The 14359-nt window shown below is 71.9% G+C and carries 10 protein-coding genes and 1 pseudogene; 9 read left to right on the forward strand and 2 right to left on the reverse strand.

The window, feature by feature from the left end:
• Positions 1-40: 40 nt before the first annotated feature.
• From AC0666_RS29600 to AC0666_RS29630, 7 genes and pseudogenes are all read left to right on the forward strand, one after another.
• A complete protein-coding gene (locus tag AC0666_RS29600; RefSeq protein ID WP_468963462.1) occupies positions 41-1555 on the forward strand; it encodes a gamma-aminobutyraldehyde dehydrogenase in 1515 nt (504 codons plus the stop codon).
• A gap of 49 nt (positions 1556-1604) precedes the next feature.
• A complete protein-coding gene (locus AC0666_RS29605; protein ID WP_468963463.1) occupies positions 1605-2855 on the forward strand; it encodes a polyamine ABC transporter substrate-binding protein in 1251 nt (416 codons plus the stop codon).
• A 68-nt stretch (positions 2856-2923) separates the two neighbouring features.
• Positions 2924-4075 carry an ABC transporter ATP-binding protein gene (locus AC0666_RS29610; RefSeq protein WP_468963464.1) on the forward strand — a complete coding sequence of 384 codons (1152 nt, stop codon included), beginning with the start codon at positions 2924-2926 and terminating at the stop codon, positions 4073-4075.
• Entirely contained in the window at positions 4072-5001 is a 930-nt protein-coding gene (locus tag AC0666_RS29615; RefSeq protein ID WP_468581159.1) for an ABC transporter permease, read from the forward strand. The genes AC0666_RS29610 and AC0666_RS29615 overlap by 4 nt, the downstream gene beginning before the upstream one ends.
• Positions 5001-5807 carry an ABC transporter permease gene (locus tag AC0666_RS29620; protein ID WP_468581158.1) on the forward strand — a complete coding sequence of 269 codons (807 nt, stop codon included), beginning with the start codon at positions 5001-5003 and terminating at the stop codon, positions 5805-5807. The genes AC0666_RS29615 and AC0666_RS29620 overlap by 1 nt, the downstream gene beginning before the upstream one ends.
• Positions 5808-5828: 21 nt before the next feature.
• Positions 5829-7247 carry an NAD(P)/FAD-dependent oxidoreductase gene (locus AC0666_RS29625; protein WP_478708676.1) on the forward strand — a complete coding sequence of 473 codons (1419 nt, stop codon included), beginning with the start codon at positions 5829-5831 and terminating at the stop codon, positions 7245-7247.
• Between the two features lie 132 nt (positions 7248-7379).
• A pseudogene (locus AC0666_RS29630) lies at positions 7380-7779 on the forward strand (hypothetical protein); the annotation flags it as partial.
• On the opposite strand, the gene AC0666_RS29635 reads toward AC0666_RS29630, so the two are convergent.
• Positions 7760-8527: a phosphatase PAP2 family protein gene (locus AC0666_RS29635; protein ID WP_468963466.1), complete on the reverse strand. Its 768-nt coding sequence runs from the start codon at positions 8525-8527 to the stop codon at positions 7760-7762. The pseudogene AC0666_RS29630 and the gene AC0666_RS29635 sit on opposite strands and share 20 nt — an antisense overlap.
• A 133-nt stretch (positions 8528-8660) precedes the next feature.
• Positions 8661-9995: a 4-aminobutyrate--2-oxoglutarate transaminase gene (gene gabT / locus AC0666_RS29640; RefSeq protein ID WP_468963467.1), complete on the reverse strand. Its 1335-nt coding sequence runs from the start codon at positions 9993-9995 to the stop codon at positions 8661-8663.
• Between the two features lie 245 nt (positions 9996-10240).
• Here gabT and AC0666_RS29645 point away from each other — a divergent pair, with 245 nt between their 5' ends.
• Together AC0666_RS29645 and AC0666_RS29650 are read left to right on the forward strand one after the other, a co-directional pair.
• Positions 10241-12604, forward strand: a complete 2364-nt coding sequence (locus tag AC0666_RS29645; protein WP_478708677.1) for an ATP/GTP-binding protein — start codon at positions 10241-10243, stop codon at positions 12602-12604.
• An 87-nt stretch (positions 12605-12691) separates the two neighbouring features.
• Positions 12692-14272, forward strand: coding sequence for a PucR family transcriptional regulator (locus AC0666_RS29650; protein WP_468963469.1), 1581 nt, complete (start codon positions 12692-12694; stop codon positions 14270-14272).
• Positions 14273-14359: the final 87 nt, after the last annotated feature.

Genomic DNA, 14359 nt, shown 5'->3' on the forward strand with positions numbered 1-14359 from the left:
ACTCAATTCGAGCTGAAGCTACGGAGAGCGTGAGAGCGTCATGGGTAACCGCTTCCAGGTCAAGGACCGCTTCGCAGACGGCGCGCAGTACATCGACGGGCAGCTGAGGCCCGGCACCTCCGGAGGGTCGCACACCATCGTCGACCCGGCCACGGGCGCGCAGGTGCTCACCTACGAGCTCGCCTCCACCGCCGATGTGGACGAGGCCGTCGCCGCCGCCAAGCGGGCCTTCCCCGCCTGGTCCGCGGCCACCCCGGGCGAGCGCTCGGACGCCCTGCACCGGCTGGCCGCCGTATTGGCCGAACAGGCCGAGGACTTCGCCCACGCCGAATCGCTCCAGTGCGGCAAGCCGATCAAGCTGTCCACGGAGTTCGACGTCCCCGGCACCATCGACAACACCGCCTTCTTCGCGGGCGCGGCCCGCCACCTCCAGGGCCAGGCGGCCGCCGAGTACTCCGGCGACCACACCTCCTACGTCCGACGCGAGGCGATCGGGGTCGTCGGCTCCATCGCCCCGTGGAACTATCCGCTCCAGATGGCGGCCTGGAAGATCCTCCCGGCCATCGCCGCGGGGAATACCATCGTCCTCAAGCCCGCCGAGCTCACCCCCCTCACCTCGCTGATGTTCGCCCAGGCGGCCAAGGAGGCGGGTCTGCCCGACGGCGTGATCAACATCGTCACGGGCGCAGGCCGGGACGCGGGCGAGCACCTCGTCGGGCACCCGGACGTGGTCATGACCTCCTTCACCGGTTCCACCGCCGTCGGCAAGCGCGTCGCCGAGATCGCGACCGCCACCGTCAAGCGGCTCCACCTGGAGCTCGGCGGCAAGGCGCCCTTCCTCGTCTTCGACGACGCCGACCTGGAGGCCGCCGCGCACGGCGCCGTCGCCGCCTCCCTCATCAACACCGGCCAGGACTGCACCGCCGCCACCCGCGCCTACGTCCAGCGGCCCCTGCACGACGCCTTCGTCGCCCGCGTCGCCGCTCTCATGGAGAGCGTCCGCCTCGGCGACCCCTTCGACACGGCCACCGACCTCGGCCCGCTGGTCTCGCACGCCCAGCGCGACCGGGTCGCCGGCTTCGTGGAGCGCGCCCGGGCGTACGCCACCGTGGTCACCGGCGGCGAGGTCCCCGGTGGCGAGCTGGAGGAGGGGGCGTACTACCGGCCTACCCTGATCACCGGCGCCGCCCAGGACAGCGAGGTCGTCCAGTCCGAGATCTTCGGTCCGGTCCTGGTCGTCCTGCCCTTCGACACCGACGAAGAGGGCCTCGCGCTGGCCAACGACACCCCGTACGGACTGGCCGCCTCCGCCTGGAGCCGGGACGTCTACCGGGCGAACCGCGCCACCCGCGAGATCAAGGCGGGCTGCGTCTGGGTCAACGACCACATCCCGATCATCAGCGAGATGCCCCACGGGGGCTACAAAGCCAGCGGCTTCGGAAAGGACATGAGCGCCTACTCCTTCGAGGAGTACACGCAGGTCAAGCACGTCATGTACGACAACACGGCGGTCGCCGCGAAGGACTGGCACCGCACGATCTTCGGGGACCGATAGCCACCACCGCCGTTCGACCAGCGGCCGACCTCCCGAAAGGGCACAGCGCATGGAGCAGTTCGAGCCCGACCGCCTCTCGGCGGCGCAACTCGCCGCGATGCGGCGCAGCCTCACCAGCGGGCGCGGCGCCCTCACCCGCCGCTCACTGCTGCGCGCCTCCGGCGCCGGAGCGCTCACCCTCGGTGGCCTCGCCTCCCTGTCCGCCTGCGGCATCCCGCCGGCCAAGCGCGCGGGGGACACGGCGGCGGCCTCCGACGACCACTCGGCCCAGGAGAAGGAGGTCAACTTCTCCAACTGGACCGAGTACATGGACATCAGCGACGACGAGAAGACCCACCCCACGCTGGACGAGTTCACCAAGCGGACCGGGATCAAGGTCAACTACACCGAGGACATCAACGACAACGTCGAGTTCTTCGGCAAGATCCGTCCGCAGCTCGCGGCCGGCCAGGACACCGGCCGCGACCTGATCGTCGTCACCGACTGGCTCGCCGCCCGCATCATCCGGCTCGGCTGGGCCCAGAAACTGGACCCCTCCCACCTCCCGCACGCCTTCGCCAACCTGATCCCGCAGTTCCGCAACCCGGACTGGGACCCGGGCCGCGCCTACAGCTACCCGTGGACCGGCATCGACACCGTCATCGCCTACAACGCCAAGGCCACTGGCGGCAAGAAGGTCGACTCCGTCACGCAGCTGCTCGACGACCCCACCCTCAAGGGCCGGGTCGGCTTCCTCACCGAGATGCGCGACACCGTCGGCATGACCCTGCTCGACCAGGGCAAGGACCCGGCCACCTTCACCACCGCCGACTTCGACGCGGCCATCGGCCGGCTCCAGAAGGGCGTGGACACCAAGCAGATCCGGCGCTTCACCGGCAACGACTACACCTCGGACCTCGACAAGGGCGACCTCGCGGCCTGCCTGGCCTGGGCCGGTGACGTGATCCAGCTCCAGGCCGGCAACCCGGACATCAAGTACGCCATCCCCGCGCCCGGTTACATCACTTCCAGCGACAACCTCCTGGTCCCCGCCAAGGCCCGGCACAAGGCCAACGCCGAGAAGCTCATCGACTTCTACTACGAGCCGCCGATCGCCGCCCAGCTGGCCGCCTTCATCAGCTACGTCTGCCCGGTCGAGGGGGTCAAGGAAGACCTTGCCAAGATCGATCCCGAGCTCGCGGACAATCCCCTGATCATTCCGGACAAGGCGATGTCCGACAAGGCGCACGCCTTCCGCTCCCTCACCAGCGAGGAGGAGACCGCGTACGAGGAGAAGTTCGCCAAGCTCATCGGAGCATGACGAACGGCCCCGTACCGGCACCCGCGCTCCGCCCCTTGTGACGACACCACCACCGAAGGCCCAGGTCCATGACTGACAAGACCGCGGGCGGCGACGTCCGCCTCGCCGGGATCAGCAAGCACTACGGCACGTTCACCGCCGTGCACCCGCTGGATCTCACCATCCCCCAGGGTTCCTTCTTCGCCCTGCTCGGCGCCTCGGGCTGCGGGAAGACCACCACCCTGCGCATGATCGCCGGCCTGGAGGAGCCCTCCACCGGCACCGTCCACCTCGGCGAGCGCGAGGTCACCCACCTGCCGCCCTACAAGCGCCCGGTCAACACGGTCTTCCAGAGCTACGCGCTGTTCCCGCACCTGAACATCTACGAGAACGTGGCCTTCGGACTGCGCCGCCGCGGCATCAAGTCCGTCAAGAAGCAGGTCGAGGACATGCTCGAACTGGTCGAGCTCGGCCAGTTCTCCCTGCGCAAGCCACACCAGCTCTCCGGCGGCCAGCAGCAGCGCGTGGCCGTCGCCCGCGCGCTCATCAACCACCCGCAGGTGCTCCTGCTCGACGAGCCCCTCGGCGCCCTCGACCTCAAGCTGCGCCGCCAGATGCAGCTGGAGCTCAAGCGGATCCAGACGGAGGTCGGCATCACCTTCGTCCACGTCACCCACGACCAGGAGGAGGCCATGACCATGGCCGACACGGTCGCCGTGATGAACGGCGGCCGCGTCGAGCAGCTGGGCGCCCCCGCCGAGCTGTACGAGAACCCGCGCACCACCTTCGTCGCCAACTTCCTCGGCACCTCGAACCTCATCGAGGCCGAGGTGGTGGAGGCCGCGGGCGCCGACATCACCGTCTCCAGCGCCGGCACGAAGCTGCGGCTGCCGGCGGCCCGGTGTTCGACCACGCCCAAGGCCGGCGGAAAACTGCTGGTCGGGGTGCGTCCCGAGAAGATCTCCCTGGTTCCCGCGGCCGAGGAGGGCGCCATCGCCACCGGCCGCAACAAGGTTCACGGCCGGATCGCCGACTCCTCCTTCATCGGGGTCTCCACGCAGTACGTCATCGACAGCCCGGTCTGCCCCGAGCTGGAGGTCTACGTCCAGAACATCGAGCGCGACGCCCGCCTGACCCCCGGCGCCCAGGTGGTCCTGCACTGGAACCCGGAGCACACCTTCGGCCTCGACGCCGCGCAGTCCATCGACGCGGGCATCGAGACGGTCGAGGAGAGCGCATGACCGCCCCCGCCGCGCTGCCCGAGGTCGCCGCCGCGGGCGAACCCCCGGTCCACAGGCCCTCCCGGCGCAAGCGGCTCGTCCCGTACTGGCTGCTGCTCCCCGGCATCGTGTGGCTGCTGGTCTTCTTCGTGCTCCCGATGGTCTACCAGGCCTCCACCTCGGTGCAGACCGGCTCCCTCGAAGAGGGCTTCGAGGTCACCTGGCACTTCCGGACCTACTGGGACGCCCTGACCGAGTACTACCCGCAGTTCCTGCGCTCCCTGGTGTACGCCGGCACCGCGACCGTGCTGTGCCTGCTGCTCGGCTACCCGCTGGCCTACCTGATCGCCTTCAAGGCGGGCCGCTGGCGCAACCTGCTGCTCGTGCTGGTCGTGGCGCCGTTCTTCACCAGCTTCCTGATCCGCACCCTGGCCTGGAAGACGATCCTGGCCGACGGCGGACCCGTCGTCGCCGTCCTGAACAAGATCGGCTTCCTGGACGTCACCGCCTGGCTCGGCATCACCCAGGGCGACCGGGTGCTGGCCACGCCGCTGGCCGTGGTCTGCGGTCTGACGTACAACTTCCTCCCCTTCATGATCCTGCCGCTCTACACCTCGCTGGAGCGCATCGACACCCGCCTCCACGAGGCGGCCGGGGACCTGTACGCCACGCCCGCCACCACCTTCCGCAAGGTGACCTTCCCGCTCTCCATGCCCGGCGTGGTCTCCGGGACCCTGCTCACCTTCATCCCGGCGAGCGGCGACTACGTCAACGCCGAGCTGCTCGGCTCGACGGACACCCGGATGATCGGCAACGTCATCCAGTCGCAGTACCTGCGGATCCTCGACTACCCGACGGCCGCCGCGCTGTCGTTCATCCTCATGGCCATCGTGCTGATCATGGTCACCATCTACATCCGCCGCGCGGGGACGGAGGACCTGGTCTGATGCGTACGCTCACCGGCTGGCTGCGCCGCCGTCTCGTCGTCGTCCTGGGGCTGTGCACGCTCGCGTACATGATCCTGCCGAACGTCGTGGTGACGGTCTTCTCCTTCAACAACCCCACCGGGCGCTTCAACTACGCCTGGCAGGAGTTCTCGCTCGACGCCTGGAAGGACCCCTGCGGGGTGGCCGACCTGTGCGGCTCCCTGTCCCTCTCGCTCCAGATCGCGCTGTGGGCCACCCTCGGCGCGACCGTCCTCGGCACGGCCATCGCCTTCGCGCTGGTCCGCTACCGCTTCCGGGCGCGGGGCGCGGTCAACTCCCTGATCTTCCTGCCGATGGCCATGCCCGAGATCGTGATGGCGGCCTCGCTGCTCGCCCTGTTCCTCAACATGGGCATCCAGCTGGGCTTCTGGACGATCCTGATCGCCCACATCATGTTCTGCCTCAGCTTCGTCGTCGCCGCCGTCAAGGCGCGCGTGCTGTCCATGGACCCGCGGCTGGAGGAGGCCGCCCGCGACCTCTACGCGGGCCCGGTGCAGACCTTCGTACGGGTCACCCTGCCCATCGCGGCACCCGGTATCGCGGCGGGAGCGCTGCTGTCCTTCGCGCTCTCGTTCGACGACTTCATCATCACCAACTTCAACTCGGGCAACACCGTCACCTTCCCGATGTTCGTGTGGGGATCGGCCCAGCGCGGTACGCCCGTGCAGATCAACGTCATCGGCACGGCGATGTTCGTCATCGCGGTGCTGGTGGTCTTCGCCGCCCAGCTGGTCGGCAACCGCCGCAAGAAGGCACAAGCCAAGTAACCCCGTAGGGAGTTGGAAGACATGGCCCCAGTTGCCATGCGAAGCGTTGCGCAATCCCTTTCCGAAGCACTGCCGGTCTCGTACTGGCTCGACGACCCCGGCAAGCCCGCCGCGCAGCCGGCGCTGACCTCGGACGAGGCCTGCGACCTGCTGGTCATCGGCGGCGGGTACAGCGGGCTGTGGACCGCCCTGATCGCCAAGGAGCGTGATCCCGCACGCGACGTGGTCCTGATCGAGAGCAAGGAGGCGGGCTGGGCCGCCTCCGGGCGCAACGGCGGATTCTGTGCGGCCTCCCTCACCCACGGCCTCGCCAACGGGCTGGCCCGCTGGCCCGGGGAGCTCGCCAAGCTGGAGGAGCTGGGCGCCCGCAACCTCGACGAGATCGAGGCGGCCATCGCCCGCTACGGGATCGACTGCGACTTCGAGCGCACCGGCGAGATCGACGTCGCCACCGAGCCCCACCAGGTCGGCGAGCTGCGCGAACTGTACGAAGAGGCCCAGAAGCTGGGCCTGGCGGCCGGCTCCCGCTGGCTGGAGCGCGACGAGCTGCGCGCCGAGATCGACTCCCCGACCTTCCTCGCGGGTCTGTGGGACACCGACGGCGTGGCCATGCTCAACCCGGCCCGGCTCGCCTGGGGCCTGAAGCAGGCCTGCCTGGACCTCGGGGTGCGGATCTACGAGAACACCCGCGGCCTCTCGCTGGCCGCCTCCGGCGCCGGGATGGCGGTCCGCACCCCCTACGGGCGGATCTTCGCCCGCCGGGTGGCCCTCGGCACCAACATCTTCCCCTCGCTGGTGAAACGGATCCGCCCGTTCACGGTCCCCGTCTACGACTACGCGCTGATGACCGAGCCGCTGACCGCCGAGCAGCTGGGGGCCATCGGGTGGAAGAACCGCCAGGGCCTGGGCGACAGCGCCAACCAGTTCCACTACTTCCGCATCACCCCCGACCACCGCATCCTGTGGGGCGGCTACGACGCCGTCTACCCCTACCGCGGCAAGCTGGACTCCGAGTACGACCACCGCCCCGAGACGTACCTCAAGCTGGCGCAGCACTTCTTCACGGCCTTCCCGCAGCTGGAGGGCATCAAGTTCAGCCACGCCTGGGGCGGGGCCATCGACACCTGCTCGCGCTTCTCCGCCTTCTTCGGCACGGCGCACTCCGGCAGGGTCGCCTACGCCGCCGGCTACACCGGGCTCGGTGTCGGCGCCACCCGCTTCGGCGCCGAGGTGATGCTCGACCTGCTGGACGGCGCGCGCACCGAGCGGACCGAGCTGGAGATGGTGAAGTCCCGGCCGATGCCGTTCCCGCCGGAGCCGTTCGCCTGGACCGGCATCACCCTCACCAAGTGGTCCCTGGCCCGTGCGGACGCCCGCGGAGGCCGCCGCAACCTCTGGCTGAAGGTCCTGGACCGCCTCGGTCTCGGCTTCGACAGCTGAGTGCGCGGGCGTGCGCCGCCCCTCCCCGAGCCGTTTCACCTCCATGGAGGAGGAAAACCCGCGTCACGACCGTGCCCGGCCCCGCCCTCCCCGGGTGAGGACCCCTCACCTACAGGGAACGGAGGCCGGGCGATGCCGGGCTCGGAGTTCAAGACCGCGGTGGACTGGCTCGCCTCTGCGGCGCCGTATCCCGACGCCTGCCGGCGGCGGTGGAAGCGCAGCCCCCTCGGGGTCGCCCTGCTGCCGGCCGGCACGGGGACGTGCTGGTCCTGGCCGGGCAGCTGGGGCGGGCCACCCTCGACGTGCTGCTGCTCCTGCGGGAGAGGCCCGGCCCGGTGCTCGCCGACTCCGGCGACGCGCGGCTGGGCTTCTTCGTGCCCCCGGGGACGGCGTCCCGCTGGATCGGAACCGGCGTACGGGGAGCGGGGCCCTGAGCTGGGTGGCGGTGCCGTGTCCCGGCCGGACGGCGGGCGCGGGGCGCTGGCGGGTGGTCCCGGACGGGAGCGGGACGCTCACGGACCCCGCGGTGCTGCGCGAGCCGCGGTGCGGGCGACGGCCAGGAGGAGCGGTGCGCAGAGGAAGAGACTGGCCAGGACGTCGAGCGGCCAGTGCCAGCCGCGCAGGACCAGCCCGGCGGCCGTCGCGCCCGTCAGGGCGAGGGCGAGGGGCAGCGGCCAGCCGCGGCGGGCGTACGGGCGGACCAGCAGGGCAGCGCCGACGTACGCGACCGCCGCGGTGGCGGTGTGGCCCGAGGGGTAGTAGCCGGCCGCCCAGGGCTCCAGCGGCCCCGGCCGGGCGGTCCACTCCTTCAGCGGCACGATCACGGCCGGCACCAGCGCCATGGCCGCACCGGCCGTCAGCGCTCCGATGCGGTTGCCGCGCCAGGCGGCGTACGCCATCGCCAGGGCCAGGACAGGTACGGCGACCGGGATGTTTCCGAGGTCGCTGAGGCGCTCGGTGACCGCGTCGGGAACCGTGCGCACCACCGCGCGGCTGAGGCTCTCGTCCGGCGCGAGCAGTGGACCCGCCGCCAGGACCTGCCAGGTCGTCAGGACCAGGCCGAGCAGGGAGAGAAGGAGGAGAGTGGCCGGCCACCCCGGAACAGGGGGGATGGTTCCGGGGCGGCCGCCCTGACCGGGTTGCCGTGCGCCCCGGGGGGTTTGGGGCGGACGGCCGTCCGATCGGAGGTGAGTGTGCGCGAACGCATGCCCAGTGCGGCGCTGGGGAAGCCCGGTACTGGAGTCGCCCCCGGTTTCCCGGGAACGGGGTGTCTCACTCATCTGCAGAAACCGTACGGCAGCAGAAAGGGGACCGACAGCAGGATCGCGGTCCTGCCATCGGCCCCCCACATCTTCTTCACAGTGCCCGACCGTTACCGGCGGTACCGGTGGGTCCCTGTGTTCGGACGTTCGCTCAGATGCCCGCGAACGCGGCCTCGATGATGTCCAGGCCCTCGTTCAGCAGGTCCTCGCCGATGACGATCGGCGGCAGGAAGCGGAGCACGTTGCCGTAGGTGCCGCAGGTGAGGACGAGCAGGCCCTCGGCGTGGCAGGCCTTGGCGAGCGCGCCGGCCGCCTCCGGGAAGGGGGTCTTGGAGACCGGGTCCTTGACGAGCTCGATCGCGACCATGGCGCCGCGGCCGCGGATGTCGCCGATGATCTCGTACTTCTCCTGCATGGCCGTCAGGCGGGCCTTCATGACGGACTCGATCTTCTTCGCCGCGGCGTTGAGGTCGAGCTCCTTCATGGTCTCGATGGAGCCGAGCGCACCGGCGCAGGCCACCGGGTTGCCGCCGTAGGTGCCGCCCAGGCCGCCCGCGTGCGCGGCGTCCATGATCTCGGCGCGGCCGGTCACGGCGGCGAGCGGCAGACCGCCCGCGATGCCCTTGGCGGTGGTGATCAGGTCCGGGACGATGCCCTCGTCCTCGCACGCGAACCACTGGCCGGTGCGGCAGAAGCCGGACTGGATCTCGTCGGCGACGAAGACGATGCCGTTGTCGTTGGCGAACTTCACGAGGGCCGGCAGGAAGCCCTTGGCCGGCTCGATGAAGCCGCCCTCGCCGAGGACCGGCTCGATGATGATCGCGGCGACGTTGTCGGCGCCGATCTGCTTGGTGATCTGGTCGATCGCCTGGGCGGCGGCCTCGGGGCCGCAGTTCTCGGCACCGGTGGGCCAGCGGTAGCCGTAGGCGACCGGGACGCGGTAGACCTCGGGGGCGAACGGGCCGAAGCCGTTCTTGTACGGCATGTTCTTCGAGGTCAGCGCCATCGTCAGGTTCGTACGGCCGTGGTAGCCGTGGTCGAAGACGACTACGGCCTGGCGCTTGGTGTACGAACGGGCGATCTTGACGGCGTTCTCGACGGCCTCGGCGCCCGAGTTGAACAGCGCGGACTTCTTCGCGTGGTCACCGGGGGTCAGCTCGGCGAGGGCCTCGCAGACCTCCACGTAGCCCTCGTACGGGGTGACCATGAAACAGGTGTGGGTGAAGTCGGCGAGCTGCGCGGACGCGCGGCGCACGACGGCCTCGGCGGAGGCGCCGACCGAGGTCACGGCGATACCGGAACCGAAGTCGATCAGACGGTTGCCGTCGACGTCCTCGATGATGCCGCCACCCGCACGGGCCGTGAAGACGGGCAGCACGGAGCCCACGCCGCCGGCCACCGTCTCCAGACGGCGGGCCTGCAGCTCCTGCGACTTGGGGCCGGGGATCGCGGTGACGAGCTTGCGCTCCTGCGGGACAGCGGTCATGGAGGGCTCCTGGGGGGTGTTTTCGGACGCACTTGTGTCTTTGTCCGCAGGCTAGGCCCGCCGGAGGGGGTACTGCATGCTCCGTTCGGGAGTGGTACCCGCGTGTCCTTGTCCGCGACGGCCATAGGAAGGACCTCGCGGCTGTCTTGTGGACGCTGCCGCGGTACGGGCCCATCGCCGCCGCGGGGCCACTACATTGATCTCCGCGTGACGCAGCGCAGGCACGGGCAGGGGGCAGGGGTTTCATGGACACCGACGGCACGCACGGCACCGATGAGAAGCGGCCGCCGCGCACCGGGCACGTCCCCCGGCCGGCGTCGCCGCCGGGACTTCCGCCGAGGCCCGCCCAGCCCCCGGCCGCCGGCCCCGGCCTGACCGAGTGGCTGCGCACGGCCCGCCCGGCCGCCGAGCCCGGCGTCTGGCGCTACGGCCACACCCCCCGCGCCGCCCAGGAGTCCCCGGAGGTACCCGACCGGGCGCTGCTGAGCGGCGCAGTCATCTCCTTCCTCGCCTGCGTCCTCGTCTGGTCGCTGATGCGCAACGGCTACCTGCCCTACTGGGACGCGCCGGTGAAGCTGTTCACCCCCAACGCCTGGTGGCAGGGGAACGGGGAACCCGTCCCCGGGTCGGGGGGCCAGCGGGCCAAACCCGTCTACGAGTGCCTCTTCGACGCCGCCCTGCTCTACGGCTTCGGCCGGCTGGGCAGCTGGCGGCCGGCGTGGAACCGCCTCGTCGCGGCCCGCGGCCCCTGGTGGCAGGCCGCCGCCGCGGTCCCCCCGGCTTACCTGGCGATCCTGCTCGTCGGCCACTACCAGCTGCCGCTGCGCGACCTCGTCTACTCCTTCCTGCCCTTCGGCACCGACCAGGTGGCCAACCAGGAACTCGTCACCGCCGCGGACACCGCCGTCGACGTGGCCGTCGTCCTGGCCTTCGCCTGGATCGGCGGGGTGCCCGGCCTGCTCCGGAGACTGCGTCCCCGCCCCGCCGGGACGGCAGCCCCCGGCGGCGCCCCCGTCCCGGCCCCCTCCCACCCGGCGGAGGACCCCGCCGGCTGGCCCGAGGTGCGCGCCGCCGGGCTCCCGGAGGTCGCCGACCGGCTCGGCGCCGAAGCCGGGGCCGGGCGGATGAACGACGTCGACTACACGCGGATCCGGCGCGCCTGGGACTCCGTACGGGCCGACCCCTCGCGGGCGGCGGCCTTCGCCGACGCGGTGCGGGCCCAGGGCGCCGCCGCCTGCCTGCACCCCTCCAAGGCCCGGGACCTGCCCGTCCGGGCCGCCCGGCACGACCTGCTGACCCGGCAGGTCCTGCTCGGCGCGGTCGACGACGGCGAGCGCACCCCGTACGCCCGGCGCGGGACCCGACTCGCCCTCGACCCCGGCGTGCTCGGCACCTCGCTGCTCGCCGTCGGCCCCTCCGGCGCCGGCAAGACCCGCCACCTCGTCCGACCCGTCGTCGAATCGCTCGCCCTCCAGGCGCTGGCCGGGCAGGCCGCCGTCGTCGCCGTCGCCTCGGCCGGCACCCAGCTCGGACCGGACACCGCCTACGACGTCGTGGTCCGCGTCGGCGACCCCGACTCCGTCTACGACCTGGACCTCTACGGGGGTGCCACCGACCCGGACGAGGCCGCCGGCCTGCTCGCCGAGGCCTTCGTCGGCGATGTCCCCGGCCTGGACGTACGCCGGGCCGCGACCGCCCTCGCCCAGCTGCTCGGGCCGTTCCGGACGGCCTACGGCCGGTTCCCCGCGGTGCCGGAGCTGCGCGAGCTGCTCGACCAGGTGCCCGCCACCCTCGACCCGCTGCGCACCGCCCTGGAGGCCGCCGGGCAGCAGCCGATGCTGCGCGAGCTCGACGCCCGCGCCCGGCAGTACGGGTCCCAGGGCGACCCCGGGCCGCTGCTCGCCGACCGGGTGGCCCTGCTCGACCGGCCCGCCTTCACCGGCTTCTTCGACACCACCGGCGAGGGCCGCCCTTTCTCCCTGCGCACCCTGGAACACCCGCTGCGGGTCCGCGTCGACCTCCCCGAGCGCGCCCACGCCGATGCCTCCCGGATGCTGGCCCGCCTCCTGCTCGCCCAGTTCAACGCCGCGGCGGCAGCCCGCGCCGACCGCTCCCTCTTCGCCTTCCTGGCCCTCGACGACGCCTCGCACACCCTGACCCCCGAGACCGTGCGCGGCGTCCAGCGGCTGCGTTCGGCGAACGCGGGCGTACTGCTGACCCTGCGCACGCTGGACGACGTACCCGAGGCGCTGCGGACACCGCTGCTCGGGGCCGTCGGCTGCCGGATGGCCTTCTCCGGGGTCACCACCTGGGACGGCAAGCGCTTCGCCGAGGCCTGGGGCACCGAGTGGGTGGAAACCCGGGACGTCACCCACCGCACCGTCTTCGCCGACCAGCCGCTCACCCGGGCCATCCACGCCTTCCGCAAGCTCGTCACCGGCAAGGCCGTCACCACCGACGCCGTGACCGTGCGCCAGGTGGAACGGGAGCGGTGGTCGGCCTCCGAGCTGGCGCACGCCGTGCCGCCGGGACACGCGGTGCTCTCCCTGACCTCGGTCCGGGGCGAACGGGCGGCCCCGCTGCTGGTCCGGCTGGCGGACACCGGCTGAGCCGACCCGTACGGGGTGGCAGAATCGAGGAAGGCCGTTCATACGACACGGCGAAATCCCTCTCCCCGCTAAGGCCACCCCTCACCGATGCCGCTCACCCTCGCCTCACTCGTCCAGCACTCGGCGCTCAAGCTCAGCGTCCGGGCGGGGGAGGGCCGCCTCGACACCCCCGTGCGCTGGGCCCACGTCAGCGAGCTCGCGGACCCCGTCCCCTACATGGAGGGCGGAGAACTGCTCCTGATCACTGCGATGAAGCTGGACGCGGAGGATCCGGACGAGATGCGCCGCTACGTACGCCGCCTCGCAGCGGCCGGAGTCGTCGGGATCGGCTTCGCCGTCGGGGTCAACTACGAGTCCATCCCCGAAGCACTGCTCGAAGCCGCCCGCGAGGAAGACCTGCCGCTGCTGGAAGTACCCCGCCGCACCCCCTTCCTCGCCATCAGCAAGGCCGTCTCCGCGGCGCTCGCCGCCGACCAGTACCGGGCCGTGACCGCCGGCTTCGAAGCGCAGCGCGAACTGACCCGGGCCGCCCTGTCCGCCGACGGCCCCGCCGAACTGCTGGCGAAGCTCGCGGCGCACGTACACGGCTGGGCCGCGCTCTACGACACCTCCGGCGCCGTGGTCGCCGCCGCCCCCGAATGGGCGGCACGCCGCGCGGCCCGGCTCACCCCCGACGTGGAACGGCTGCGCGAACGCCCCGCCCCGGCGAGCGCCGTGGTGGGCGGCTCCGAGGACCGGGTCGAACTCCAGTCGCTCGGCACCGGGCGGCGGGCCCGCGGAGCGCTGGCCGTCGGAACCGGCGCCCCCCTGGGCACCGCCGAGCGGTACGCCGTGCACTCCGCAGTCGCCCTGCTGACCCTCACCACCGAACGCTCGCGGTCGCTGCACGACGCCGAATCCCGGCTCGGCGCCGCCGTACTGCGGATGCTGCTCGCCGGGGAGGCCGAGCACGCGCAGGAGGTCGCCGGCGACCTGTACGGGGCGCTGCTGGAGGCGCCGTTCCGGCTGATCGTCGCCGAGCCGGCGCTGCCGGGAACGGCCCAGCCGGAAGGGCTGGCCCTGCTGGCCGACACGGTCGAGTCCGCGGCCGCCCGCGCCGGTGAAGCACTGCTCTTGGTGCCCGAACCGGGCCGGCTGGTGGTCCTCGCGGCCGACGGCGGCTCCGCGGTGCAGGCCTGCGCGGACCACGCCGAGGCGCTGGAATCGCGGCGGGGCCGCGACACCGTGGGACCGGAGCCGGACGAACTGGTCGTCGGCCTGTCCGCCCCCGCCGGGCCCGCCGGGGTGGCGGCGGCGTACAAACAGGCCGACCAGGCCCTCGCCGTGGCCCGGCGCCGCGGCCGCCCCATGGTGGAACACGAGGACCTCGCGGCGGGCTCGGTCCTTCCGCTGCTCGCCGACGAGGCGGTACGGGCCTTCGCCGACGGGACGCTGCGGGCCCTGCGCGAACACGACGAGAAGGGCCGCGGAGACCTCGTGGCCTCTCTGCACGCCTGGCTCTCCCGGCACGGCCAGTGGGACGCCGCCGCGGCCGACCTCGGCGTCCACCGGCACACCCTGCGCTACCGCATGCGGCGCGTCGAGGAGATCCTCGGCCGCTCCCTCGACGACCCGGACGTCCGCATGGAACTCTGGCTCGCCCTCAAGGCCACCGGCACCCCCGCCTAGTGCTGTGACCGGAAAGGTCCACCGGGTCGCGCCGCCCGGCACGGCACCTCGCTGCGTTGTCGGACCGCGCAAGTACGTCCAGTACGA

The organism is Streptomyces sp. NPDC043680 (assembly GCF_056436685.1).

What these genes read in the sequence shown, in the direction of transcription:
- AC0666_RS29600 (WP_468963462.1), top strand. Translation starts at nt 41, where the DNA reads ATGGGTAACCGCTTCCAGGTCAAGGACCGCTTCGCAGACGGCGCGCAG.
- AC0666_RS29605 (WP_468963463.1), top strand. Translation starts at nt 1,605, where the DNA reads ATGGAGCAGTTCGAGCCCGACCGCCTCTCGGCGGCGCAACTCGCCGCG.
- AC0666_RS29610 (WP_468963464.1), top strand. Translation starts at nt 2,924, where the DNA reads ATGACTGACAAGACCGCGGGCGGCGACGTCCGCCTCGCCGGGATCAGC.
- AC0666_RS29615 (WP_468581159.1), top strand. Translation starts at nt 4,072, where the DNA reads ATGACCGCCCCCGCCGCGCTGCCCGAGGTCGCCGCCGCGGGCGAACCC.
- AC0666_RS29620 (WP_468581158.1), top strand. Translation starts at nt 5,001, where the DNA reads ATGCGTACGCTCACCGGCTGGCTGCGCCGCCGTCTCGTCGTCGTCCTG.
- AC0666_RS29625 (WP_478708676.1), top strand. Translation starts at nt 5,829, where the DNA reads ATGGCCCCAGTTGCCATGCGAAGCGTTGCGCAATCCCTTTCCGAAGCA.
- AC0666_RS29635 (WP_468963466.1), bottom strand. Translation starts at nt 8,527, where the DNA reads ATGAGTGAGACACCCCGTTCCCGGGAAACCGGGGGCGACTCCAGTACC.
- gabT (WP_468963467.1), bottom strand. Translation starts at nt 9,995, where the DNA reads ATGACCGCTGTCCCGCAGGAGCGCAAGCTCGTCACCGCGATCCCCGGC.
- AC0666_RS29645 (WP_478708677.1), top strand. Translation starts at nt 10,241, where the DNA reads ATGGACACCGACGGCACGCACGGCACCGATGAGAAGCGGCCGCCGCGC.
- AC0666_RS29650 (WP_468963469.1), top strand. Translation starts at nt 12,692, where the DNA reads ATGCCGCTCACCCTCGCCTCACTCGTCCAGCACTCGGCGCTCAAGCTC.